Raw genomic sequence first — 25,133 nt, 5'->3', positions numbered from 1 at the left:
GCGTGGACACCCCACGTCCGCGGGGGGGGCCTGTCCCCCGCCGGCCCGCCCCGGCTCTCGCGTTGCCTCAGGACTCCGGGGTGGACCCCTTGCGCCGGCCAGTCAGCCGTCGCACCGGACCGGCGACCGCCTCGGCGGCCCGGCCCGCCCGGGTGGCCACGGCCGCCCGGGCCGCCCGCGCCGTGTCGGAGGTCCGCCACCACAGCTGGGCCGAGGACGGCGGCAGCAGCAGGGCCCGCAGCCGCCCGGCCCGGCCGGCCCCGGCCCACAGGGCCCGTCGGGCGGTGCGGACGTCGGCGGCCAGCGGGGCCGTGGTGACCTGCCCGGCCGGGGCGTAGAGCACCCGCTCGGTGGCCAGCGCCAGCCGTCCGGCGGCGGCCGCCGCGTCCGCGTCCAGGCCCGCCGTCTCGGTGATCCGCCGGGCGGCCGAGCGCGGGGTGCGTGACTCGTCCGGGGGAATTCCGACGTCCCAGGCGGAATCCACCAGCTCGTCCCAGGCGGCCAGCACCTGGGCGTCGGTGAGCTCGCCCGGGCCGTCCCCGCCGGGCCGGCGCCGCCCTCCACCGCCGAGCCGGCGGCGTCGTACGGCGGTCCGCCAGAACATCGGTACGAGCAGCAGCGCGATCAGCACCACCACGACGGCCAGGGTGCCGAGCACCTGGCCGGACAGCAGCCAGGACTCGTCGGCGGTCCGGCCGGCCGCCTTGCCCTTGGACCCGCAGTCGCCCAGCTGGCGCTGCTTGGCGGTGCAGTCGGAGCTCTGGGACGGTGCCGGGACGGCGGCCGAGCTGGTCGCCGCGGCGGTCGGCGCCTGGGAGGGCGCCGTGGTCGGGGCGCTGGACGCCTCGCTGTAGCGGGCCGGGACGCCCCGGCTCGGGGTCGGCTCGAAGCGCATCCAGCCGTAGCCGGAGAAGTACAGCTCGGGCCAGGCGTGGTACATCCGGCCGCTGACCGAGTAGACGTTGTCGCCCTTGTTGTCGCCGGGGGTGAAGCCGACCGCGACCCGGGCCGGGATCTTCAGCACCCGGGCCATCGCCGCCATGGTGGAGGCGAAGTGCACGCAGAAGCCGCGGCGGTCGCGCAGGAAGACCGCGATCGCGTTGCTGCCGGTGCCGCCCTCGACCGAGGTGTCGTACTTGAACCCCGGGCCGGTGAAGAAGTTCACCAGCGCCGTCGCCCGGTCGTAGTCGCTGCGCGCGTTGGCGGTGACCGCCCTGGCCTGCTCGGCGACCACGGCCGGCAGGTCGGACGGGACGGCGGTGTAGCGGTCCCGGATGTCCTGCGGGGCGAGCGGCGCGGTGCGCAGCTCGTCCGCGGTGGGCCGCAGGTCCAGCGTGCTGACGTGGTAGCGCAGGCCGCTGATCGCCTTGTCGTTGGTCGGCAGGACGGTACGGGTGATCGGGTCGAGCTTCCACTCGTTGCGGTTGGGGACCTGGACGGAGGCGGCCGGGTACGGCATCGGCAGCCAGCTGTTCTGCAGGCCGTTGCTGATCTGGAAGTCGCCCTCGATCCGGGGGACGTTGGTGACCCGCAGGCCCTCGGGGGTGGGCAGGGTGGCCGGGAGGTCGCTGACCACCGTGCTGCCGAGCTTCCAGTTGGTGCCGTCGAACTGGTCCAGCGAGCCGGTGCGCAGGTAGGTCTGGTCGGCGAGGTCGCTCTCCAGGGTGTAGGTGAGCAGTTCGTTGTCGGACGGCTTGCTGATCGCCGCCTCCAGGCTGACCAGCGGGTCGAGGCTGGTGGCCACGCTCCCGGCGGCGCCGTGCCCGGACGACCCGCCGGACGAGCCCGAGTCCAGCAGCCCGAGGTCCCAGCGCGGCAGGAAGACCGGCAGCAGCAGGGCCAGGGCCAGCGCCAGGACGCCGACCTGCTGGCCGCCCTGGCTGATCCGGCTGGAGGTGACCGTGCCGCGCGCGCTGCCGCGGAAGACCCGGCCCCAGCGGGAGACCCGGTCCTCGCCCTCGGCGAACAGCAGCAGCAGGTAGCCGGCCGAGGCGAAGCCGAACCAGACCCAGCTGCCGTGGTCCCCGGCGACGCCGTTGCCGATCGAGTACAGCGCCAGCAGCGGCAGCCCGGCCAGCGCCGAGCGCCGGTAGGTCACCGCGATGGTGTCCACCAGCACGGCGATCAGGCCGACCGAGGAGACCAGGATCAGCCGCAGGCCCGCGGTCGGCGGCGCCGGGAGGGCGTACTGGCTGATGTCGTCCAGACCGGCGGAGAAGACCTGGCTGAGCATCCGCATCGCGGGCGCCCCGGGCAGCACCCCGCCGGTCAGCCCGGACCCGGCGAAGCCGAGCAGCATCAGCAGGAGCAGCACCAGCACCTGGGCCACCGGGACCGACCAGCGGTACAGCGGGGAGCGGCGCAGGCCGGCGCCGACCGCCGAGATCACGGCGATCACCAGGAAGGCGTAGGTGAGCCAGCTGCGGATGGTCAGCAGCGGCAGCAGGCACAGCGAGGCGAGGGCGGTGGCCAGCGCCGAGTAAACGGTCAGTTTGGCCCGGGTGGTCACGCGCCGGCCTCATCTCGGTAGGGGGCGGTGGTCTTGGCGCCGTCGGCGGACCGCCACAGGTCCGGCACGGAGTCGCCCGCCCGGACCGGCAGGACCGTCCAGCCGGCCGCGCGCAGCTCCCGGACCCGCTCGCGGAACTCGTCGCCGCCGGTGTCGGGGGCGAGCATCCGCACACCGGCCCAGGTGCCGGTGTCGAGCAGGAAGGCGATCGCCCCGCCGGTGCGGCCGCGTAGCCGGGCCAGCCGGGTGGCCTGCGCCGCGTCCAGGTCGCCGAGGACGGCCACCAGCAGACCCTCGCCGGCGGCCCGCAGCGGCTCCTCGGCGCGGGACAGCCCGGCGCCGTCCGACAGGTCGGCGACCGCGAGGGCGTCCAGGATCAGCCCGGAGGTGTCGGCGGCGACGTTGTGGCCGCCGCTGCCGGGCCCGGGCACCCAGTGCCCGGTGTCGGTGAGCAGCTGGGTCTGGTAGCCGCGCTCCAGCAGGTGCACGGCGACGGAGGCGGCGCAGCTGACCGCCCACTCGAAGGAGGAGGCGGGGCCGCTGCCCCGGTGGGCCACCTCGCGGGTGTCCAGCAGGACGGTGGCGCGGGCCTTCTGCGGCTGCTCCTCGCGGCGCACCATCAGCTCGCCGTACCGGGCGGTGGAGCGCCAGTGCACCCGGCGCAGGTCGTCGCCGGGCCGGTACTCGCGCAGGATCACGTCGTCGTCGCCGGCCAGCGCCAGGGTGCGGGCGTGGCTCTCGCCCTGGCCGATCCACTCGCCGCGGAGCCGCACCTGCGGCAGCGCCAGGACCTGCGGGACGACGGTGAGCACGTCGGAGGCGGCGAAGGCGCGGTTGACCTCGCACATCCCGAACGGGTCGGACAGCCGCAGCTGCAGCGGCCCGAGCAGGTAGCGGCCGCGCAGGTCGGAGCGGACCCGGTAGGAGACCTCGCGGAAGCCGCGCGGCTCGACCCGGTCGAGCACGAACCGCGGCCGCGGCCCGAGCACGTACGGGACCTTGTCCTCCAGGAGCAGCAGCCCGGTGGGCACCCGGGAGACGTTGTCCACCCGCAGGTGGACCCGGGCCTCCTGGCCGGCGATCGCCCGGTGCGGGCTGAGCCGGCGTCCGCTGGCCACCCGGTACCGGGTGTTGGCGACCACCGCGGCGGCGGCCAGCGGCAGGGCGGTGAGCAGGACGCCGACCCGCAGCAGCGCGTCCTGGTCGAGCAGGTAGGCGCAGACCACCGCGGTCAGACCGGCCGCGAGGAAGGAGCGGCCCCGGGTGGTGAGGCCGTGCAGTCCGGCCCGCAGCCCGCCCGTTCCGTCGGATGAGGCCACCTCAGCCCCTCCGGACGGCCGGGCCGCCCTGCGGCCGGGGCAGCGGCAGCCGGGCGACCAGGTCGGTCACGATCTGCTCGGCGGTGCGGCGGCCGAGCTGGGTCTCGGCGGTCGGCATCAGGCGGTGCGCCAGGACCGGGACGGCCAGCCGCTGGATGTCGTCCGGGGTGACGTAGTCGCGCCCGTCCAGCGCGGCGGCGGCGCGGGCGGCCCGGACCAGGTGCAGGGTGGCGCGCGGCGAGGCGCCCAGCCGCAGTTCGGGGCTGGTGCGGGTGGCGCCGACCAGGTCGACGGCGTAGCGGCGGACCGGGTCGGCGATGTGCACGGTGCGGACCAGCTCGACCAGCTTGAGGATGTCGGCGGCGTGCGCGACCGGCTGGAGGTCGGCCAGCGGGTTGGCACCGGCGTGCACGTCGAGCATCGCGAACTCGGCCTCGGGGCTGGGGTAGCCGATCGAGACCCGGGCCATGAAGCGGTCCCGCTGGGCCTCCGGGAGGGGGTAGGTGCCCTCCATCTCGACCGGGTTCTGGGTGGCCACGACCATGAACGGCGAGGGCAGCTCGTAGCTGGTGCCGTCGATGGTGACCTGGCGCTCCTCCATCGACTCCAGCAGCGCGGACTGGGTCTTCGGCGAGGCGCGGTTGATCTCGTCGCCGACCACGATCTGGGCGAAGATCGCGCCCGGGCGGAACTCGAAGTCGTGCTGCTGCTGGTCGTAGATGTTGGTGCCGGTGACGTCCGAGGGCAGCAGGTCGGGGGTGAACTGGATGCGGCGCACGGTGCAGTCCACGGACTTGGCGAGCGCCTTGGCCAGCATGGTCTTGCCGACGCCGGGCACGTCCTCCAGCAGCAGGTGGCCCTCGGCGAGCAGGACGGTCAGGGCGATCCGGACGGCCTCGGGCTTCCCCTCGATCACGCTCTCGATGTTGGCGCGGACCCGGTCCACGACCGCCGCGAGCTCCGGGAGCCCGACCGGACGGTACCCGTTCGCCCTCTGCTCGCCCCCCGCAGGACTGCCGAGACCGGCCTGATCGTTGTAGCTCGTCACCCGTTTACGCTCCCTGGCACACCGTGCCCGCCTCACCCGAGGCCGGACCCCACCCCATGCTTGACGCGGCCGTCCCGGGGGCGGTTCCGAACGAGGATCCGGCGCCGGTGGGCGGCCTGCGGCCCGGCCGCCCCAGGTGGTTCGGGGTCCGACCGGCAGGCGCATTCTCCCCCGTTCGGCGGTCAGAAGTCACCATTCGGCCCTCGCCGAATGAGAGCGGGCGGGCTCCGGTCAGCGGATCTCGCGCAGCAGCCCGGTGTGGACGTCGAAGACGAAGCCGCGGACGTCGTCGGTGTACGGCAGGAACGGGGAGGTGCGCACCCGCTGCATGGACTGGCGGACGTCGCCGTCCAGGTCGACGAAGGCCTCCACCGCCCACTGCGGGCGCTGCCCCACCTCCAGCTCCAGCTCGCGGCGGAAGTCCTCGGTCAGGCCGAGCAGTCCGCAGCCGGTGTGGTGGATCAGCGCGATCGAGCGGGTGCCCAGGGCGCGCTGGCTGATGGTCAGGGACCGGATGGTGTCGTCGGTGACGACGCCGCCGGCGTTGCGGATGACGTGGGCGTCGCCCAGGGCGAGGCCGAGCGCCGCGAAGAGGTCGAGCCGGGCGTCCATACAGGCCACCACGGCGATCCGCTGGACGGGGCGGGCGTCCATGCCGCCGTCGCGGAAGTCCACCGCGTACTCGCGGTTGGCCGCCACGAAGCGGTCGATGATGGTGGGTCCGGCGGGGTCGGCGGCGGCGTTCGGCGTCGGCCGGTCGGGGGTCACGGTCATGGTGGCGACGTTAGTGCCGTCCGGGGCCGCGCGGTGGGGCGGAGAGCTACAGAACGCACCGCCGTGAGCGAGTGCATAGCGACAACCGGAGGGTCCGTCCGGGCCGGTCCGGGGACGGGTTCGTACCCGGTCGCTCGACGGGGCGCGCGCCGGTCGCCGGGGGCTGTCGGCCGGGACCCCACCGGGCCGCTCCGACGGCCGCGACCTGCGGTGATCCGTACCGCCGCCCGGGTGGTGCGCCGGAGCGGACCATTGACTGGCGGGGCCGCCGCGATAGAGTTGCGGCGCGTTGGAGCACACCCCTCGGAGCCCGTCAACCGGGCCGTGCCGAACGGTGTGCGGCCCGGCCGATGCGGCTCGTGGCCTCCACCCGCTCCGTGTCCACCTGGCGCACCTTCCCCGGCGCCGGGCGGTCACGACCTTCCCCTCGAGCGGGCGGGGACCACGGGCCGCGTCGTCGTGCCGGCGGGTGGTGGGCGAGAATGGTCGGAGCTCCCGGATCGTCGGGCTGCTCCGCACCGAGGAAGGGCGCCGCCGCGCATGACCACCAACGAACCGGGTCCCAAGCACGTTCCGGTGATGCTGCAGCGGTGCATGGACGCGCTGGCGCCGGCGATCTCCCGCCCCGGTGCCGTGGTGGTCGACGCGACCCTGGGCCTCGGCGGCCACAGCGAGGCGCTGCTGACCCAGTTCCCGGAGGTCCGGCTGGTCGCGGTGGACCGCGACCCGCAGGCGTTGAAGCTGTCCGGCGAGCGGCTGGCCCCCTTCGGCGACCGGGCCACGCTGGTGCACGCGGTGTACGACGAGATCCCCGAGGTGCTGGAGCGCCTGGACATCGACCGGATCGACGGCGTCCTGTTCGACCTCGGCGTCTCCTCGATGCAGCTGGACGAGGCCGACCGCGGTTTCGCCTACGCCCAGGACGCGCCGCTGGACATGCGGATGGACCAGACCCGGGGGATCAGCGCGGCGGAGGTGCTGAACACCTACGGCCACGGCGACCTGGCCCGGATCCTCAAGGTGTACGGGGAGGAGCGGTTCGCCGGGAAGATCGCCTCGGTCATCCTGCGGGAGCGGGAGAAGGAACCGTTCACCAACAGCGCGCGTCTGGTCGATCTGGTGCGCAACGCCATTCCGGCGGCGACCCGCCGGACCGGCGGGAACCCGGCCAAGCGGACGTTCCAGGCGCTGCGGATCGAGGTCAACGGTGAGCTGGAGGTCCTGGACCGGGCGATCCCGGGGGCGCTGGACGTCCTGGCGCTGGGCGGCCGGATCGCGGTGATGTCGTACCAGTCGCTGGAGGACCGGCTGGTGAAGCAGTACTTCGCCGCCGGAGCGACCAGCACCGCCCCGCCGGGGCTCCCCTTCGTCCCGGAGGAGCACCAGCCCTGGCTCAAACTGATCACCCGCGGTGCCGAGCAGGCCACCGAGGAGGAGATCGAGGAGAACCGGCGCGCCGCGCCCGTGCGGCTGCGGGTGGCGGAGAGGATCAGGGACCGAAGCAAGCGGGGCTGAGGAAGGCTCCGGCGGGGTCCGAAGGGCGGAGGAGAACGGTGGGGCCGGTGGCCGGTGAGGTCCGGGCGGGGCGGGGAGGACTCCCCGGACAGGGCAGGGCACGCATCACGGTCCGGCCGGGGCGGCGCCCCGTGCGGGGGCGCACGCCGTTCGCGGTGCTCGTGGTGGTGCTGCTGGCGGCGGGGCTGCTCGGCCTGCTGGCGCTGAACACGGCGCTCAACGAGGGCTCCTTCGAACTGTCCCGGCTGCAGAAGCAGACCACCAAGGCGACCGACGAGCAGCAGAGCCTCCAGCACGAGATCGACCAGAGCTCGGCCCCGGACGCGCTGGCCAAGCGGGCCGGCGAGCTGGGCATGGTCCCGGCCGGCGGGATGGCCTTCCTGGACGTGCCGAACGGCGGCAAGGTGGTCGGCACGCCCGGCCCGGCGCAGGACAGCCCGCCGGTGAAGAAGTCGACGGTCGACCCGTGGCCGACCAAGCCCGCGCCGGGCGCGCAGAGCGCCGCCCCGGCGCAGCCCTCCGGACAGCCGTCCGGCTCGCCGAGCGCCCAGCCCCCGGCCCAGCCGAGCCCCTCGGCGCCGCCGACCCCGGCGGCCTCGGCCGGCGACTCGGTGATCCAGCTCAACCCGGTGACGAGCGCGCCGGCCCAGCACGGGGGTGGTACCCGATGACGACACCTCGCCAGCCCTCCGGCTCGGGGTCGGGCTCCGGCTCGGGGTCCGGCTCCGCCCGCCGCCAGCCGCCGCGCAGCGGTACGGCCAGGCCGGTGGCCGGGCGCGGCCAGCCCGCGAAGGGGCAGGCCGTCCGCGGCCAGTCCGGCAAGGTCCAGCCAGCGAAGGTCCAGCCCGCGAAGGCCCAGTCGCCGAAGGCGCAGAGCCCGAAGGCCCAGCCGGCCAAGGGCCAGCCCGCGCGCGGCCAGTCGGCCAAGGCGCAGCCCACCCGGTCCGCCTCCGTCGGCCGTACCCCGCGGGCGCCGCAGCAGCGCCGCCCGGAGGGCCGTCCGCCGGCCCGCAGCCAGGCGGCCGTGCGGCCGCGCCCGAAGCCCAGGCTGCCGCACCGCCCCAAGGCGCTGCGGCTGGCCGAGCCGAAGCGCCGGCTGCGGGTGATCACCGTGGTGCTGTCGCTGGTGTTCTCGGTCTTCGCCGGGCGCCTGGTGCAGCTCCAGCTGGTCGACGCCGACGCGCTGGCCGCCGACGCGAACACCAACCGCTACCAGAACATCCCGATCACCGCCGAGCGCGGCTCGATAACGTCCTCCGACGGCGTCGCCCTCGCGGCGACCGTGGACGCGTACGACATCACCGCCGACCCGGCGATGTTCACCCCCGAGGCGACCGGCATCCCGGACGCGCCCGAGCAGGCGGCCGCGCTGCTGTCGCCGATCCTCGGCGTGGCCAAGGAGAAGATCGCCGCCGACCTGCACACCCCGAAGACCCGCTACAAGCGGCTCGCCGCGCAGCAGACCCCGGCCGCCAAGACCCAGATCAGCGACCTCAAGACGGGCCTGGAGAAGAAGGCCGGCACGCGCGCCTGCCAGGCCCAGAAGAAGCTGATCGGCAAGCCGGCCGACCAGGGCGGGCGCACCCGGGTGGACAACGAGTGCGCCAACCCGCTGGCCGGGGTGTTCAACCGGGAGACCCAGAAGCGGATCTACCCGGCCGAGGGGCTGGCCGCCAACCTGGTCGGCTTCGTCAACGGCGAGGGCGAGGGCGCGGGCGGGCTGGAGCTGCAGTACCAGAAGCAGCTGGCCGGCAAGGACGGCCACAGCAGCTACGCCCAGGCGGGCGGGCGGCTGGTGCCCACCGCCGGGGGCTCGATGGACCCGGCGGTGTCCGGCAGCGACATCAAGCTGACCGTCAACCGGGACATCCAGTGGGCCGCCCAGCGGGCGATCACCGACCAGGTGGCCAACTCCGGCGCGGAGAAGGGCTACGTGGTGGTCCAGGACGTGAAGACCGGCCAGGTCATCGCGATGGCCTCCGCGCCCGGCTTCAACCCCAACGACCTGAGCCTCGCCAAGCAGTCCCAGATGGGCAACCCGGCCCTGGTGGACGCGTACGAGCCGGGCAGCACCGCCAAGCTGATGAGCCTGGCCGCCGTGCTGGACACCGGCAAGGCGAACTGGGACACCAAGGTGACGGTGCCCTACCCGCTGATCCGGGCCGGGCAGGAGTTCAGGGACGACGTCGTGCACGGCACCTGGTACCTGACCCTGGCCGGGGTGCTCGCCAAGTCCTCCAACATCGGGACCATCGAAGCGATCGAGACGCTCGGGGACGGCGACCAGCTGAAGGCCAACCAGATCCTGGACGGCTACATGCGCAAGTTCGGGGTGGCCCAGCCGACCGGTGTGAACTTCCCGGGGGAGACCGCGGGCAAGCTCAAGAAGCCGGAGGACCTGGTCGCCTCGGAGAAGTACAACATCGCCTTCGGCCAGGGCCCGTTGCAGATGAACGCGCTCCAGGCCACCTCGGTGTACTCGACCATCGCCAACGGCGGGGTACGGGTCGCGCCCAGCATCGTCCAGGGGATCACCGGGCCGGACGGCAAGTACGCCCCGACCCCGGCGGGCGAGCAGACCCGGGTGGTCAGCGAGCAGACCGCCAAGACCCTCACCTCGATGCTGGAGTCGGTCGTCGACGACGAGCAGGGGACCGGCGGCAAGGCCGCGATCCCCGGCTACCGGGTCGCCGGGAAGACCGGCACCGCCAACCGGGGGGCCGCCGACGGCAAGGGCTACGACGGCTACACCGCCTCCTTCATCGGCTTCGCGCCCGCCGACGCCCCCCGCTACACCGTCTCCTGCACCCTCCAGGGCCCGGTCAACGGGCACTTCGGCGGCCAGCTGTGCGGGCCGGTGTTCAAGCAGGTGATGGAGTTCACCCTGAAAACCATGCAGGTCCCGCCGAGCGGGAGCCAGGCGCCGAACCTGGCCGTCGAGTGGAAGCCGTGAACGAGGATGAGCAACCAGCGGGCCGGTGCGGACGACGGCGCGGCGAAGGGCCGGTTTGGCCCTGGGCACCCTTCGGCGGATAGCCTTCGCGCCGTGCCGAAACCCGATCAAACCACCGTGAGTCCGCCCCGCCCGACCGGGACCGCCGCCCTGCCGCTCGCCGAGCTGGCCTCCCGGCTGGGCCTGCCGCCCGTCGAGGGCGCCGCCGTCACCGGTGTCACCCACGACTCCCGCGCGGTGCGCCCGGGCGACGTGTACGTGGCCTTCCCGGGCGCCAACCACCACGGCGCGGCCTTCGCCGGCCAGGCCGCGGTGGCCGGCGCGGTGGCCGTGCTGACCGACCCGGCCGGCGCCGAGCTGGCCGCGCCCTCGGGCCTGCCGCTGCTGGTCGTCGACCGGCCGCGGGCCCGGATGGGCGAGCTGGCCGCGATCGTCTACGGCCACCCGTCCGAGCGGCTGCTGATGATCGGACTGACCGGCACCAACGGCAAGACCACCACCTCGTACCTGGTCGAGGGCGGTCTGCGCGGCGCCGGGCGGCTCCCGGGCGTGATCGGCACCGTCGAGATGCGGGTCGGCGAGGAGCGGATCAAGAGCGAGCGGACCACCCCCGAGGCCACCGACCTGCACGCGATCCTCGGCGTGATGGCCGAGCGCGGCGCGGACGCGGTGACCATGGAGGTCTCCAGCCACGCCCTGGTCTTCGGCCGCACCGACGGGGTGGCGTACGACGTCGCGCTGTTCAACAACCTCACCCCCGAGCACCTCGACTTCCACCCGGACATGGAGGACTACTTCCAGGCGAAGGCCCGGCTCTTCCAGCCCGGCAAGTCCCGCCAGGGCGTGGTCAACCTGGACGACGAGTACGGCCGCCGGCTCGCCGCCGAGGCCAAGATCCCGGTGACCACCTTCTCCGCGACCGGCGACGCCGGGGCCCACTGGCGGGCCGTGGACGTCCAGCTCGGCCCGATCGGCTCCACCTTCCGGGTGGTCGGTCCGGACGGCGCCGGGGCGGACGCCTCCGTCCCGCTGCCCGGCCCGTTCAACGTCGCCAACGCGCTGGCCGCGATCACCGTGCTGGTCGCCGCCGGGCTGCCGCTGGAGCGGGCGGTGGCCGGGATCGCCGCCGTCCCCGGCGTGCCGGGCCGGCTGGAGCGGGTGGACGGCGGGCAGCCGTTCGTCGCCGTGGTGGACTACGCCCACAAGCCGGACGCCCTCCAGGCCGTCCTGGCCTCGCTGCGCGAGGTCACCAAGGGCCGGCTGCACGTCGTGGTCGGCTGCGGCGGCGACCGCGACCCGCACAAGCGCGGTCCGATGGGCGCGATCGCCGCCCGGCTCGCCGACACCGCCCTGCTGACCAGTGACAACCCGCGCAGCGAGGACCCGCTGGCGATCCTCGCCAGCATGCTGACCGGCGCCGCCGCGGTGCCCGAGGCCGAGCGCGGGGACGTCCTGGTCGTCCCCGACCGGGCGGAGGCGATCCGGCTCGCGGTCACCCGCGCCCGGGCCGGGGACACCGTGCTGGTGGCCGGCAAGGGCCACGAGCTCGGCCAATATGTTCGAGACGAGATCCGCCCCTTCGACGACCGGGAGGTGCTGCACGAGGAGATCCGACGGAGCTCGATCGCGCGGACCACGGCCGACCGGGGCGACCGAGGAGTAGAGCAGCAGTGATCGCACTGACCCTCGCCGAGGTGGCCGCCGCCGTCGGCGGCACCCTGGACGGCGCCGCCCCGGACACCCTGGTCACCGGCCCGGTCGAGGTCGACTCGCGGAAGGTGAGCCCCGGCGGCCTGTTCGCGGCCTTCGTCGGCGAGCACGTGGACGGCCACGACTACGCGGCCACCGCGGTCGAGGCCGGCGCCGTCGCGGTGCTGGCCTCCCGCCCGGTCGGCGTGCCCGCCGTCCTGGTCGACAGTGTGGTGGAGGCCCTCGGCAGGCTGGCCCGCACCGTGGTCGCCCGTGCCGAGGGCACCACGGTGGTCGCGCTGACCGGCTCGGCCGGCAAGACCAGCACCAAGGACCTGATCGCCCAGCTGCTCCAGCGCCACGGCGAGACGGTCTTCCCGCCCGGCTCGCTGAACAACGAGATCGGCCACCCGATGACCGCGCTGCGGGTCGAGGAGGGCACCCGGCACCTGGTCATGGAGATGGGCGCCCGGCACAAGGGCGACATCGAGTACCTCACCTCGATCACCCCGCCGCGGATCGGCCTGGTGCTCAACGTCGGCACCGCCCACGTCGGCGAGTTCGGCTCCCAGGAGGCGATCGCCGAGGCCAAGGGCGAGCTGGTCGAGGCGCTGCCCGCCGACGGCGCCGCGATCCTGAACGCGGACGACCGGCTGGTGCGCGCCATGGCGTCGCGCACCAGGGCGAAGGTGGTCCTGTTCGGGGAGTCCCCGGACGCCCACGTCCGGGCGACCGACGTTCGCCTGGACGCCACCGGGCGGCCATCGTTCACGCTCACCACCCCGGCCGGTTCCGCACCCGTACAACTGCGCCTGTACGGTGAGCACCACGTCTCGAACGCCCTCGCCGCCGCCGCGGTGGCGACGGAGCTCGGGATGACCGTCGACGACACCGCGGCAGCCCTGGGCGAAGCGGGTGCGCTGTCCCGCTGGCGCATGGAGGTCGTCGACCGGGCCGATGGTGTCACCGTCGTCAACGACGCCTACAACGCGAATCCCGACTCGATGCGGGCCGCGCTGCGGGCGCTGGTCTCGATCGGCGGCCGCGGTCCGGAGCGCCGCCGTACCTGGGCGGTGCTCGGCGAGATGCGGGAGCTCGGCGAGGAGAGCCTGGCCGAGCACGACGCCATCGGGCGGCTCGCCGTCCGACTCGACGTCACCAAGCTGGTGGCGGTGGGTGGACGCGAGGCGGCCTGCATGGAACTCGGTGCGAGGAACGAAGGTTCGTGGGGTGAGGAGTCGGTGCTGGTGTCCGACGCGGACGCGGCGGTCGAACTGCTGCGCAGTCAGCTTCGGCCGGGGGATGTGGTCCTGGTGAAGGCGTCCCGTTCGGTGGGGCTGGAGAAGGTGGCCGAGGCCCTCCTGGCGGACGGTGCTGCCCGATGATGAAGCAGATCCTCTTCTCCGGGATGATCGGCCTGATCCTCTCGCTGGTCGGCACGCCCGCCCTGATCAAGCTGCTCGCACGGGGCGGCTACGGCCAGTACATCCGTGACGACGGCCCCAAGGCGCACCACAGCAAGAAGGGCACGCCCACCATGGGCGGCATCGCCTTCATCCTGGCGACCCTGATCGCGTACTTCGCCACGAAGGCGATAACGGGCGACAGCCCGACCGCCTCCGGGCTGCTGGTGCTCTTCCTGACCGCGGGCCTGGGCCTGGTCGGCTTCCTGGACGACTACATCAAGGTCGTCAAGCGCCGTTCGCTCGGCCTGCGGGCGAAGGCGAAGCTGGCCGGCCAGTCCATCGTCGGTCTGGTGTTCGCCGTCCTGGCGCTGCAGTTCCACGACGACCGCGGGCTCAGCCCGGCCTCCCAGTCGCTGTCCTTCGTGCGCGACTTCAAGTGGTCGATCGGCCCGGTGCTGTTCGTCATCTTCGCGTACTTCATGATCGCGGCGACCTCCAACGGCGTGAACCTGACGGACGGCCTGGACGGTCTGGCCACCGGCGCCTCGGTGATGGCCTTCGGCGCCTACACCTTCATCGGCGTCTGGGAGTACACCCAGAGCTGCGCCTACTTCATCTCCGCCACCGGCGCCTGCTACGACGTCCGGGACCCACTGGACCTCGCGGTGGTGGCCTCCGCCCTGATGGGCTCCTGCTTCGGCTTCCTCTGGTGGAACACCTCGCCCGCCAAGATCTTCATGGGTGACACCGGCTCGCTCGCCCTCGGCGGCGCCCTGGCCGGTCTGGCGATCTGCTCGCGCACCGAGCTGCTGCTGATCCTGCTCGGCGGCCTCTTCATGATCATCACGCTGTCGGTGATCATCCAGGTCGGCTCCTTCCGGATGACCGGCAAGCGCGTCTTCAAGATGGCACCACTGCAGCACCACTTCGAACTCAAGGGCTGGAGCGAGGTCCTGGTCGTGGTCCGCTTCTGGATCATCCAGGGCCTGTGCGTGGCCGTCGGCCTCGGCCTCTTCTACGCGGGATACCGGACCGGATGACGAATCCTGACTTTGTGAACCTGCCCGTGGTGGTCGCCGGCCTCGGCGTCTCGGGCATCAGCGCCGCGCGCGTCCTGAAGGGGCTCGGCGCGAGCGTCACCGTGGTCGACGGCGGCAGCGGCGAGGGCCTGCGGGCCCGCGCCGCCGAGCTGGAGGCGGTGGGCGTCGCGGTGCGCCTGGGCGACGGCGCGAGCCTGCCCGAGGGCACCGCACTGATCGTCACCTCGCCCGGCTGGGCCCCCGACAGCCCGCTGTTCGCCGCCGCCGCGGCGGCCGGCGTGCCGGTCTGGGGCGACGTCGAGCTGGCCTGGCGGCTGCGCAAGCCGCTGCCGGGCACCGGCGAGCCCGCCCCCTGGCTGGCCGTGACCGGCACCAACGGCAAGACCACCACCGTCCAGATGCTCGCCTCGATCCTCACCGCGGCCGGCAAGCGCACCGCCGCCGTCGGCAACGTCGGGGTCTCGGTGCTGGACGCGGTGCTCGCCGAGGAGCCGTACGACGTGCTCGCCGTCGAGCTCTCCAGCTACCAGCTGCACTGGGCGCCCTCGCTGCGCCCGTACTCGGCGGCCGTGCTCAACCTGGCCCCGGACCACCTCGACTGGCACGGCTCGATGGAGGCGTACGCCGCCGACAAGGGCCGGATCTACGAGGGCAACGTGGTGGCCTGCGTGTACAACCTGGCCGACCCGGCCACCGAGGCGCTGGTCATGGAGGCCGACGTCGAGGAGGGCTGCCGGGCGATCGGCTTCGGCCTCGGCGCGCCGAGCCCGTCGAACTTCGGCGTGGTGGACGGACTGCTGGTGGACCGTGCCTTCGTCGAGGACCGGGCCAAGAACGCGGCCGAGCTGGGCGCCGTCGAGGACGTCAACCCGCCGGCCCCGCACAACATCGCCAACGCGCTGGCCGCGGCGGCGCTGGCCCGGTCGTACGGGGTCGACCCGAAGGCCGTCCGGGAGGGCCTGCGGGCCTTCCGCCCGGACGCCCACCGGATCGCCGAGGTCGGTACGGTCCGCGAGGTCACGTACATCGACGACTCCAAGGCCACCAACACCCACGCCGCGGCGGCCTCGCTGGCCGCCTACCGGCCGATCGTCTGGATCGCCGGGGGACTGGCCAAGGGCGCGACCTTCGACGACCTGGTCCAGGGCGCGGCCGAGCGGCTGCGCGCGGTCGTGCTGATCGGGCAGGACCGGGCGCTGATCCGCGCGGCGCTGGAGCGACACGCTCCGGATGTGCCGGTGATCGAGGCGGCCGAGGGCCAGACTGGCGCGGTGGCGATGACCGAGGCCGTTCGAACGGCCGCGACGCTCGCCCGATCGGGTGACACGGTGCTGCTGGCCCCGGCCTGCGCCTCGATGGACATGTTCACCAACTACGGCGAGCGCGGCGACCTGTTCGCGGCGGCCGTCCGGGAGCTGGCGGGCGCGTAGTCGGGCCCCTGGAGACCGGGCCGAAGGGCCGCGCCGACGACCGTCGGCGCCGGGTCGGGGCGGCCCGGAGGCGAACGGGCCTCAGAGAGTGGGAGCGGGCAGTGGCGGGGCAGGGCAGGGCGGATTCCGGCGGCACGAAGCAGGACACCGCCGAGCCGTGGCGAGTGATCTCCGCCACCACGACCAAGTACAAGTCGGCCGGTCCGCTGGGGCGGTTGCAGGCCTTCCGGGCCCGCGTCCGCTACTGGCTGGACCGGCCGCTCACGCCGTACCTGCTGATCGTCGGCACGACCCTGCTGCTGGTCGTGCTCGGCCTGATGATGGTCTTCTCGGCCTCGCAGATCCTGGCGCTGAACCAGCACCACACCGCGCAGTACTACTTCCTCAAGCAGCTGATCGCGGCCATCCTCGGGCTGGTCCTGCTGGCCGGCTTCGCCTCCGTCCCGGTGGCGGTGCTGCGGGTGATCGTCTACCCGGTGATGTTCGGGGTGATCGGCGCCCTCGCGCTGGTCGCGGTGCCCGGCATCGGCGTGCGGATCAACGGCAACCAGAACTGGCTGGACTTCGGGTTCTTCCAGTTCCAGCCCTCCGAGTTCGCCAAGCTCGCGCTGGTCCTCTGGGGCGCCGACCTGCTCGCCCGCAAGCAGAAGGCCGGCACCCTCACCACCTGGAAGCACCTGCTGGTCCCGCTGGTGCCCGGCGCCCTGCTGCTGCTCGCGCTGATCATGATCGGCGGTGACATGGGCACCTCGATGATCCTGGTGGCCATGGTGTTCGCGCTGCTCTGGATGGTCGGCGCACCGCTGCGGCTGTTCGTGGCCACCCTCGGGGTGGCGGTCGTGGTCTGCACCGCCCTGGTGATCACCGTGCCGCACCGGGCCGAGCGCCTGGGCTGCATCGGCGTCACCAAGCTGGATCCGGACGGCGCCTGCTTCCAGGCGCTGCACGGCGTCTACTCGTTCGCGCTCGGCGGCGGCTTCGGCACCGGCCTCGGCGCCGGCGTGGAGAAGTGGGGCCAGCTGCCGGAGGCGCACACCGACTTCATCTTCGCCGCGACCGGCGAGGAACTCGGTCTGGTGGGGACGCTGTCGGTGATCGGCCTCTTCGCGGCACTAGGCTACGCGGGTATCCGTGTGGCCATCGGTACGAAGGACCCCTTCGTCAGGTACGCCGCGGGAGCCGCCACCACCTGGATCATGGCGCAGGCCATGATCAACCTGGGGTCGGCGCTGGGACTGCTGCCCATCGCGGGCGTCCCGCTCCCGCTGTTCTCCTACGGCGGTTCCGCCATGCTGTCGGCCATGTCCGCGATCGGGGTGCTGCTGTGCCTGGCACGCAGCTCCTCGGGCGCGAAGGCGGCCCTGGCCGCCCGGAACAAGAACTCCCGGATCAGGAAGCGACTGGCCCGGGTGCTGCCACGACGACGAACCACAGCGCGCCCGGTCCCCGGACCGGCACGCAGGGAGCGGTGAATTTCGGTGCATGTCGTACTCGCCGGCGGGGGGACCGCCGGTCACATCGAGCCGGCCCTGGCCCTCGCGGACGCACTCCGCAGGCACGACCCGTCCATCGGGATCACCGCCCTGGGCACCGAGAAGGGGCTGGAGACCCGACTGGTACCCGAGCGCGGCTACCAGCTGGAGCTCATCCCGGCCGTGCCGCTGCCCCGCAAGCCCACCCCCGAGCTGATCACCGTCCCCGGCCGGCTGCGCGGCACCGTGCGGGCCGCCCAGGAGATCATCGAGCGGGTCAACGCGGACGCCGTGGTCGGCTTCGGCGGCTACGTCGCGATGCCCGCCTACCTGGCCGCCAAGCGGGCCGGCGTGCCGATCGTGGTGCACGAGGCCAACGCCCGCCCCGGCCTGGCCAACAAGATCGGCGCCCGCTACACCGACTTCGTCGCGGTCTCCACCCCGGACAGCAAGCTGCGCGACTCCCGGTACATCGGCATCCCGCTGCGCCGGACCATCGCCACCCTGGACCGCAACGCCACCCGGCCGGAGGCCCGCCAGTACTTCGGCCTCGACCAGCGGCTGCCCACCCTGCTGGTCTCCGGCGGCTCCCAGGGCGCGCGCCGGCTCAACGAGACGATCACCGCGATCGCCCCGCGGCTGCAGCAGTACGGCGTGCAGATCCTGCACGCGGTCGGCCCGAAGAACGAGCTGCCGCAGGTCGCCGACGTCCCCGGGATGCCGCCGTACCGCCCGGTGCCGTACATCGACCGGATGGACCTCGCCTACGCGGCCGCCGACCTGATGCTCTGCCGGGCCGGCGCGATGACCGTCGCCGAGCTGGCCGCGGTCGGCCTGCCCGCCGCCTTCGTGCCGCTGCCGATCGGCAACGGCGAGCAGCGGCTGAACGCCCAGCCGATGGTCAAGGCCGGCGGCGGTCTGCTGGTGGACGACGCCGAGCTGACCTCGGACTGGGTGCTGCAGAACGTGCTGCCGGTGCTCACCGACCCGCAGCGGCTGTGGGACATGAGCCGGGCCGCCGCCGAGTTCGGCCGCCGGGACGCGGACGACCTGCTGGTCGGCATGGTGTACGAGGCGATCCAGGCCCACCGGGGCGGTCGCCGTCGTGGTTGACGGCCGGCCCGCCGGCTCGCCCCCGGCCGCCGGCCGGGGGCGCTCCCACGAGGAGGACGAGTTCGGGGACGAGGAGTCCGCTCCCCGCCTCCGGCTCTCCCGGCGGGGCGTCGTGGTGCTGAGCGCGCTCGGCGCCGCGGTGCTGGGCGCGCTGGCCTGGGTGGTGTTCTTCTCCTCGCTGCTGGACGTGCGCGACGTCGCCGTCCAGGGTGCCGCGGACGAGAAGCTGACGCCGGACCAGGTCCGCGCGGCCGTCGGCGGGGTCGCCGACGGCCCGCTGGCCCGGGTCGACCTGGACGGCGTCCGCCGGCGGGTGGAGGCGCTCCCCCGGGTGGCGAAGGCCGAGGTCTGGCGGGGCTGGCCGCACACCCTGCAGGTCAAGGTGGTGCAGCGGACGGCGGCCGCCGCCGTCAAGGGGGATGACGGTCAGTTCACCCAGGTGGACGCCGCAGGCGTGAGCTTCGCCACCGAGGCGGCCCCGCCGGCGGGCGTGCCGGTGGTGGAACTGCGGCTCAGTCAGCCTGCGAAGGACGTGGACGGGGTGATCTCCCGGGGACAGTTGGTGCAGGGTGCGGTGGCGGTGGCCGCCGGACTCCCGCCGGAGATCGCCAAGCGGGCCGGATCGGTCCTGGTGCACTCCTACGACGACATCGAACTGCAGCTCAGCGGGGGTGCGACGGTGCGCTGGGGGAGCCCGGAGCAGACCGACCGGAAGGCCCGGGTGCTGCTCGCACTGATGAAGCAGAAGGGCACCAACTTCGACGTGACGGCGCCGGAGGCGCCGGCGGTGTCCGGCTGATCCGCTAGATTCTGTGCCGGAGGGAGGGGTTGACGCTGCGGAGTGTCGGCCCGACCCTTGGTGGTCACCCCCGGTTTCCATTGCCGGCCGATGATCACATAGGCTCAAAAGAAAAAGGGAAGCTCGGCGTGTTCGTTGAAACGCGTGCCCGGAGCCACCTAGTGTCCTGTGTCACCAGACTGTGTCCATTGGTGATGTGACGGGGGCACAGAACTAACCCTAAAGGTCAAGTTTAGGGTTGGGGTCGGCGGTCGGCATTTCGGACATTCAGTCAGAAACCAGGCTCCCTACCCATCGACATCCGTCGACACGGCCCCCCGTCGGGGCGGGTCGACCCGGAAATTCGAGGCGAGAGGCCTTCGACGTGGCAGCACCGCAGAACTACCTCGCAGTCATCAAGGTCGTCGGAATCGGCGGCGGTGGTGTCAACGCCATCAACCGGATGATCGAGGTCGGTCTCAAGGGCGTCGAGTTCATCGCGATCAACACCGATGCGCAGGCCCTCCTCATGAGCGACGCCGACGTCAAGCTCGATGTGGGCCGTGAACTCACCCGGGGCCTCGGCGCCGGCGCCAACCCCGAGGTCGGCCGCAAGGCCGCCGAGGACCACCGCGAGGAGATCGAGGAGGTCCTCAAGGGGGCCGACATGGTCTTCGTCACCGCCGGCGAGGGCGGTGGCACGGGCACGGGCGGCGCGCCCGTCGTCGCCAACATCGCCCGCTCGCTGGGCGCCCTGACCATCGGCGTGGTCACCCGTCCGTTCACCTTCGAGGGCCGCCGCCGGGCCAACCAGGCCGAGGACGGCATCGCCTCCCTGCGCGAAGAGGTCGACACCCTCATCGTGATCCCCAACGACCGGCTGCTGTCCATCTCGGACCGCCAGGTCAGCGTGCTCGACGCGTTCCGCTCGGCCGACCAGGTCCTGCTCTCCGGTGTCCAGGGCATCACCGACCTGATCACCACCCCGGGCCTGATCAACCTCGACTTCGCCGACGTCAAGTCCGTCATGTCGGAGGCCGGTTCGGCGCTCATGGGCATCGGTTCGGCCCGTGGTGAGGACCGCGCCAAGGCCGCCGCCGTGATGGCGATCTCCTCGCCGCTGCTGGAGGCCTCGATCGACGGCGCCCGCGGCGTGCTGCTGTCCATCTCGGGCGGCTCCGACCTCGGCCTGTTCGAGATCAACGAGTCGGCCCAGCTGGTCAGCGAGGCCGCCCACCCCGAGGCCAACATCATCTTCGGTGCGGTCATCGACGACGCGCTCGGCGACGAGGTGCGGGTCACCGTCATCGCGGCCGGCTTCGACGGCGGCCAGCCGCCGGCGATCGTCCGCGACCCGGTGGTGAAGTCCACCACCCCCGCCGCTCCGGCGACCCCGCCGGCCGCTCCGGAGCGCCCGGTCGGCCGTCCGTCCTACGGGACCATCGGCTCGGTGACGTCCCGTTCGGAGGGGGAGGCCGCGGCCGCCCCGTCGCGTTCGGCCGAGACCTCGGCCACCACGACCGCCGCCGCCCCGGTGCCGCCGCAGGTGCAGCCCGCCCGCCAGCCCTTCGTGGAGAGCCCGGCCGAGGAACTCGACGTGCCGGACTTCCTTAAGTGATCGATCACGCGGTTCGCGCTGGTGCTCACTTCGCCTTCACCGATCGGTGGGGCGGGGTGAGCACTTCGCCGTACGGGGAGCTGAACCTCGGCGGCGCGGTGGGCGACGACCCGGAGGCGGTCCGGGAGAACCGGGCCGTCGCGGCCCGGGAGCTGGGGCTCGACCCGGCCGACGTGGTCTGGATGAACCAGGTGCACGGCGCCGAGGTCGCCGTGGTGACGCAGCGCCAGCCGCTCGGGCAGGCCCCGACGGTGGACGCGGTGGTCACCGACCGCCCGCTCGTGCTCGCGGTGCTGACCGCGGACTGCACCCCGGTGCTGCTGGCCGACCCGGTGGCAGGCGTGGTGGGCGCGGCCCACGCGGGCCGGCCCGGGCTGGCGGCCGGAGTGGTGCCCGCGGTCGTGCGGGCGATGGTCGAACTGGGGGCCGAACCGGCGCGGATCACCGCCGCCACCGGCCCCGCGGTCTGCGGCCGCTGCTACGAGGTGCCGCCCGGGCTGCGCGCCGAGGTCGCCGAGGTCGTCCCGGCGGCCTTCGCCGAGACTTCGTGGGGAACCCCGGCGCTGGACGTGCCGGAGGGGGTCGCCGCCCAACTGGCCGCGGCCGGGGTCACCGAACTGGTGCGCTCACCGGTCTGCACCCTCGAATCCGCCGATCACTTCTCCTATCGCCGCGAGCAGCGCACGGGTCGGCTCGCGAGCTACGTCTGGTTGGACTCTGATCACTGATGACGAACGACATCTACGGGCCGTTCCCTGGCGGCGGGCAGTTCTCGGAGGCCCTGACGGAGGGCCAGCGGGCCCGGTACGAGCAGCTCGGGGCCAACCTCGACGTGGTCGAGCGCCGGATCGCGGACGCCTGTGCGGCCGCCGGACGCCCGCGCGAGGACGTCAGCCTGATCGTCGTCACCAAGACCTACCCGGCCGAGGACAGCGCGCTGCTGGCCGGACTGGGTGTGACGGACGTCGCGGAGAACCGCGACCAGGACGCCGCTCCCAAGGCGGAGCAGTGCAGAAACCTTCCTCTCAGCTGGCACTTCGTCGGCCAGCTCCAGACCAACAAGGTCCGCTCCGTGGTCCGCTACGCGAACCACGTGCACTCGGTGGACCGGCTGCGGCTCGTCGAGTCGCTCTCGGCGGCCGTGCTCAAGTCCGAACGCCCGGAACTGGGCTGCCTGGTGCAGGTGGCACTGGACAAGGAGCACGGGGAGGGCGCGCACCGGGCCGGGGTCGCCCCCGAGGACGTCGCCGAACTCACCGACGCGATCGCCGACACGCCCGGGCTGCGCCTGGACGGTGTGATGACGGTCGCTCCGCTGGCCGGTCCGCTGGCCGGCGACCCGGTCCGGGCCTTCGAGCGGCTGGCGGAAATCGCAACCGCCGTACGGGCGGCCCATCCGGCTGCCACCATGGTCTCCGCAGGCATGAGCGGCGACCTTGAGCAGGCGATTGCCGCCGGAGCGACACATGTACGCGTCGGAACGGCGGTACTCGGAGTGAGGTCACCCCTCGGGTAACGTCACCGGGTAGTAGATCAGACTGCAGGACAAAATAGGACAGAAGCTAGCAGCTTTCCGAAGTGCTAGCCAACCGTGGATCGCAGCTCCGCGGCCCCCACTCCACGTACTCTGACAGGTTGTCGACCTGACGCGCCGTCGTGGGGGATCGCGGAAATCCGCGGGCGGGGCCCTCTGTGGCCCGGCCACCGGGGACGGTCCACCACAAGCGGAGGAGACAGGAGCATGGCCGGCGCAATGCGCAAGATGGCGGTCTACCTCGGCCTCGTGGAGGACGAGACGTACGACGGCCAGGGGTACGACCCCGACGACGACTACGACGCGGACCCCGAGCCGATCCGCACGGGGCAGCGGACCGAGGACATCCCCCGGCCGGCAGCCGCCCCCGCGCCCGCCCCGGTCTCCTCGATCACCCCGCAGCCGGTCCCGGCCGCGGTGCCGATCCGGCAGGAGACCCCGAGGATGGCCCCCGTGTCGTCCATCACACCCGAACGCCGCCACAACCTGGAGAAGAGCGCCCCGGTGATCATGCCCAAGGTCGTGAACGAACGAGAGCCCTACCGCATCACCACGCTGCACCCCCGGACCTACAACGAGGCCCGTACCATCGGGGAACAGTTCCGCGGCGGGACCCCCGTGATCATGAATCTGACCGAGATGGACGACACGGATGCCAAGCGGCTCGTAGACTTCGCCGCTGGACTCGTCTTCGGTCTGCACGGCAGTATCGAGCGCGTGACACAGAAGGTGTTCCTGCTGTCGCCTGCTAACGTCGATGTCACGGCGGAGGACAAGGCTCGGATCGCCGAGGGTGGGTTCTTCAACCAGAGCTGACCCGGCCACGACTTTACGTGTGGATCTGATCAACAGTGGTTGGCGACAGGTGACGAGCGGTGGGCCCCAGGGCCCGGAACCGGGGAGAGGGAAAACGCGATGGACATCGTGTGGGCGGTGCTCTACTACGCCCTGACCGTCTTCCTGGTGTTCCTGCTCGTGCGACTGGTCATGGACTGGGTCTTCCAGTTCGCGCGTTCGTGGCGGCCGGGCAAGGCCATGGTCCTGGTCCTGGAGGCCACGTACACTGTCACGGATCCGCCGCTCAAGCTTCTTCGGCGGTTCATTCCGCCGTTGCGTTTCGGGGGCGTGGCGCTCGACCTGTCCTTCTTCGTACTGATGATCATTGTGTATGTCCTGATCTCGCTTGTGCACCCCTAGTCGTAGGTGAGCGATGCGACAGGATGCCGGTGTGCCGACGATCACGTTGAGGTGAAGAGATGCCATTGACCCCCGAGGACGTTCGGAACAAGCAGTTCACGACCGTCCGCCTGCGTGAAGGCTATGACGAGGACGAGGTCGATGCCTTCCTCGACGAGGTCGAGGCGGAGCTGACCCGCCTCCTCCGGGAGAACGAGGACCTGCGGGCCAAGCTGGCCGCCGCGACTCGTGCCGCCGCGCAGAACCAGGCCAACATGCGGAAGGAGCCGCCGCAGGACGCCCAGCGTCCGGCCGCTCCCGTCCCGGCCGCCATATCCGGCCCGCCGGTCCCCGGCCAGCAGGGTCCGGGCGGCCCGCAGCAGATGGGCCCCGGCGGCCCGCAGCAGATGGGTCCGGGCGGTCCGCAGCAGATGGGTCCGGGTGGTCCGCAGCAGCAGCAGATGGGCAACCAGCCCCTCGGCCTGCCGTCCGGTGCGCCGCAGCTCCCGGCCGGCCCGGGTGGCGGGATGGGCCCCGGCGGTCCCCAGCAGATGGGCCAGACCATGGGCGGCCAGCAGCAGCTGGTCCAGCCGATGGGCGGTCAGATGCTCCAGCCCATGGGCGGTCCCGGTGGCCCGCAGCAGATGGGCAACCCGATGGGCCAGGGCATGGGCCAGCAGCAGCAGATGCAGCCGATGGGCCAGGGCATGGGCCAGCAGCAGCAGATGCAGCCGATGGGCGGCCCGCTCGGCGGCCCGATGCAGCAGCAGCAGGGCCCGGGCGGTGACAGCGCCGCGCGTGTGCTGGCGCTCGCCCAGCAGACCGCCGACCAGGCGATCTCCGAGGCCCGCTCCGAGGCCAACAAGATCGTCGGCGAGGCGCGCAGCCGGGCCGAGGGTCTGGAGCGCGACGCCCGGGCCAAGGCCGACGCCCTGGAGCGGGACGCGCAGGAGAAGCACCGCGTCGCGATGGGGTCGCTGGAGTCCGCGCGGGCCACGCTGGAGCGCAAGGTCGAGGACCTGCGGGCGTTCGAGCGCGAGTACCGCACGCGACTGAAGTCGTACCTGGAGACCCAGCTGCGCCAGCTGGAGTCGCAGGCCGACGACTCGCTCGCCCCGCCGCGGATCCCCGCCACCGCGTCGCTGCCGCCGGCGGCGTCGTCGATGGCTCCGGCCGGTGCCGGGTCGATGGGCTCCGCGCCGTCGTTCGGTGGGAACCAGCCGTCGTTCGGTGGCAACTCGCCGTCGTTCGGGGGGCAGAGCTCCTTCGGTGGGAACCCGCCGGCGCCGAGCTTCGGCGGGCAGCAGGGTGGGAACACCGGTGCGCCGCAGATGCAGCCGGCCGGGATGACCCAGCCGATGGCGGCCGTGCGGCCGCAGCCGCCGCAGCCGATGCAGCAGGCTCCGGCGCCGATGCGGGGCTTCCTGATCGACGAGGACGGCGACAACTGAGGTTGTAGCCGGGCTCTTTGAGGGCGTCCCCTTTTCGACCTTCGGGTCGGGGAGGGGGCGCCCTCTTTGTGTGGGGGGTGGGGGCCGCTGCGCGGGGCTTTGGTTCGGGGGTGGGCTTTCGGGAGGGTGGGTGGGTCCGGGGGCGGTTCCGGGGGTGGGTGCTCCGGCGGCTGGGTGATTTTCGGACCGCCGACCCTCATCGGACGGGGTGCTCGCCGTGGGCGGTCTGAAAATCACCCGTTACGCCGCTCTCCGCACCCACCCCCTCCACCGCCCCCTCCCGCAGCGCGTCCCTCTCGCCTGGGTCG

The 25,133-nt window shown here is 72.9% G+C and carries 20 protein-coding genes; 16 read left to right on the top strand and 4 right to left on the bottom strand.

Features of this window, described 5'->3' with window-relative positions; all coding sequences use genetic code 11:
• Window positions 1-67 precede the first annotated feature (67 nt).
• From ACFXOZ_RS35660 to ACFXOZ_RS35645, 4 genes are all read right to left on the bottom strand, one after another.
• The gene (locus tag ACFXOZ_RS35660; protein WP_380594054.1) at window positions 68-2,509 is read right to left on the bottom strand and encodes a transglutaminaseTgpA domain-containing protein; all 2,442 of its coding nucleotides are present in this window, start codon (window positions 2,507-2,509) and stop codon (window positions 68-70) included.
• On the bottom strand, window positions 2,506-3,828 hold the full coding sequence (locus tag ACFXOZ_RS35655) for a DUF58 domain-containing protein (RefSeq protein ID WP_380529595.1): 1,323 nt from the start codon (window positions 3,826-3,828) through the stop codon (window positions 2,506-2,508). Before ACFXOZ_RS35655 ends, ACFXOZ_RS35660 begins: the two co-directional genes overlap by 4 nt.
• Window position 3,829: 1 nt before the next feature.
• Window positions 3,830-4,876 carry an AAA family ATPase gene (locus tag ACFXOZ_RS35650; RefSeq protein WP_375893230.1) on the bottom strand — a complete coding sequence of 349 codons (1,047 nt, stop codon included), beginning with the start codon at window positions 4,874-4,876 and terminating at the stop codon, window positions 3,830-3,832.
• 231 nt (window positions 4,877-5,107) lie between these two features.
• Entirely contained in the window at window positions 5,108-5,650 is a 543-nt protein-coding gene (locus ACFXOZ_RS35645; RefSeq protein ID WP_375893228.1) for a beta-class carbonic anhydrase, read from the bottom strand.
• A 540-nt stretch (window positions 5,651-6,190) separates the two neighbouring features.
• On the opposite strand from ACFXOZ_RS35645, the gene rsmH reads away from it, so the two are divergent.
• The 16 genes from rsmH (at window position 6,191) to ACFXOZ_RS35565 (ending at window position 24,825) form a co-directional block, all read left to right on the top strand.
• A complete protein-coding gene (gene rsmH, locus ACFXOZ_RS35640) occupies window positions 6,191-7,165 on the top strand; it encodes a 16S rRNA (cytosine(1402)-N(4))-methyltransferase RsmH (RefSeq protein ID WP_380529592.1) in 975 nt (324 codons plus the stop codon).
• A 131-nt stretch (window positions 7,166-7,296) separates the two neighbouring features.
• Window positions 7,297-7,836 carry a cell division protein FtsL gene (locus tag ACFXOZ_RS35635; protein ID WP_375893225.1) on the top strand — a complete coding sequence of 180 codons (540 nt, stop codon included), beginning with the start codon at window positions 7,297-7,299 and terminating at the stop codon, window positions 7,834-7,836.
• Window positions 7,833-10,118, top strand: coding sequence for a penicillin-binding transpeptidase domain-containing protein (locus ACFXOZ_RS35630; protein ID WP_380594052.1), 2,286 nt, complete (start codon window positions 7,833-7,835; stop codon window positions 10,116-10,118). Before ACFXOZ_RS35635 ends, ACFXOZ_RS35630 begins: the two co-directional genes overlap by 4 nt.
• A 93-nt stretch (window positions 10,119-10,211) precedes the next feature.
• On the top strand, window positions 10,212-11,792 hold the full coding sequence (locus ACFXOZ_RS35625) for a UDP-N-acetylmuramoyl-L-alanyl-D-glutamate--2,6-diaminopimelate ligase (RefSeq protein ID WP_380594050.1): 1,581 nt from the start codon (window positions 10,212-10,214) through the stop codon (window positions 11,790-11,792).
• A complete protein-coding gene (murF, locus tag ACFXOZ_RS35620; protein WP_375893221.1) occupies window positions 11,789-13,192 on the top strand; it encodes a UDP-N-acetylmuramoyl-tripeptide--D-alanyl-D-alanine ligase in 1,404 nt (467 codons plus the stop codon). Before ACFXOZ_RS35625 ends, murF begins: the two co-directional genes overlap by 4 nt.
• Complete coding sequence (gene mraY / locus ACFXOZ_RS35615; protein ID WP_350504707.1) at window positions 13,192-14,253, top strand: phospho-N-acetylmuramoyl-pentapeptide-transferase; 1,062 nt, start codon at window positions 13,192-13,194, stop codon at window positions 14,251-14,253. The genes murF and mraY overlap by 1 nt, the downstream gene beginning before the upstream one ends.
• Window positions 14,250-15,683 (top strand): UDP-N-acetylmuramoyl-L-alanine--D-glutamate ligase, encoded by a 1,434-nt coding sequence (gene murD, locus ACFXOZ_RS35610; protein ID WP_375893219.1) that lies wholly within the window; start codon window positions 14,250-14,252, stop codon window positions 15,681-15,683. Before mraY ends, murD begins: the two co-directional genes overlap by 4 nt.
• Before the next feature lie 101 nt (window positions 15,684-15,784).
• Complete coding sequence (gene ftsW / locus ACFXOZ_RS35605; protein ID WP_375893217.1) at window positions 15,785-17,155, top strand: putative lipid II flippase FtsW; 1,371 nt, start codon at window positions 15,785-15,787, stop codon at window positions 17,153-17,155.
• Between the two features lie 6 nt (window positions 17,156-17,161).
• Window positions 17,162-18,268, top strand: coding sequence for an undecaprenyldiphospho-muramoylpentapeptide beta-N-acetylglucosaminyltransferase (murG, locus tag ACFXOZ_RS35600; RefSeq protein WP_375893216.1), 1,107 nt, complete (start codon window positions 17,162-17,164; stop codon window positions 18,266-18,268).
• A complete protein-coding gene (locus ACFXOZ_RS35595) occupies window positions 18,261-19,067 on the top strand; it encodes a cell division protein FtsQ/DivIB (RefSeq protein ID WP_375893215.1) in 807 nt (268 codons plus the stop codon). Before murG ends, ACFXOZ_RS35595 begins: the two co-directional genes overlap by 8 nt.
• A 364-nt stretch (window positions 19,068-19,431) precedes the next feature.
• Entirely contained in the window at window positions 19,432-20,664 is a 1,233-nt protein-coding gene (ftsZ, locus tag ACFXOZ_RS35590; protein WP_375893213.1) for a cell division protein FtsZ, read from the top strand.
• Window positions 20,661-21,392, top strand: a complete 732-nt coding sequence (gene pgeF, locus ACFXOZ_RS35585) for a peptidoglycan editing factor PgeF (RefSeq protein ID WP_375893211.1) — start codon at window positions 20,661-20,663, stop codon at window positions 21,390-21,392. Before ftsZ ends, pgeF begins: the two co-directional genes overlap by 4 nt.
• Window positions 21,392-22,180, top strand: a complete 789-nt coding sequence (locus ACFXOZ_RS35580) for a YggS family pyridoxal phosphate-dependent enzyme (protein ID WP_380529580.1) — start codon at window positions 21,392-21,394, stop codon at window positions 22,178-22,180. Before pgeF ends, ACFXOZ_RS35580 begins: the two co-directional genes overlap by 1 nt.
• A gap of 225 nt (window positions 22,181-22,405) precedes the next feature.
• Window positions 22,406-23,014, top strand: a complete 609-nt coding sequence (locus ACFXOZ_RS35575) for a cell division protein SepF (protein ID WP_030282899.1) — start codon at window positions 22,406-22,408, stop codon at window positions 23,012-23,014.
• Window positions 23,015-23,113: 99 nt separating this feature from the next.
• Window positions 23,114-23,395 carry a YggT family protein gene (locus tag ACFXOZ_RS35570; RefSeq protein ID WP_030282903.1) on the top strand — a complete coding sequence of 94 codons (282 nt, stop codon included), beginning with the start codon at window positions 23,114-23,116 and terminating at the stop codon, window positions 23,393-23,395.
• A gap of 59 nt (window positions 23,396-23,454) precedes the next feature.
• Window positions 23,455-24,825, top strand: coding sequence for a DivIVA domain-containing protein (locus ACFXOZ_RS35565; RefSeq protein WP_380594047.1), 1,371 nt, complete (start codon window positions 23,455-23,457; stop codon window positions 24,823-24,825).
• Window positions 24,826-25,133: the final 308 nt, after the last annotated feature.

This window comes from Kitasatospora sp. NPDC059160 (assembly GCF_042755465.1).
Lineage (GTDB): Bacteria > Actinomycetota > Actinomycetes > Streptomycetales > Streptomycetaceae > Kitasatospora.
The sequence above is the reverse complement of the archived record's forward strand: the minus strand, read 5'-3'. Positions and strand labels throughout refer to the sequence as shown.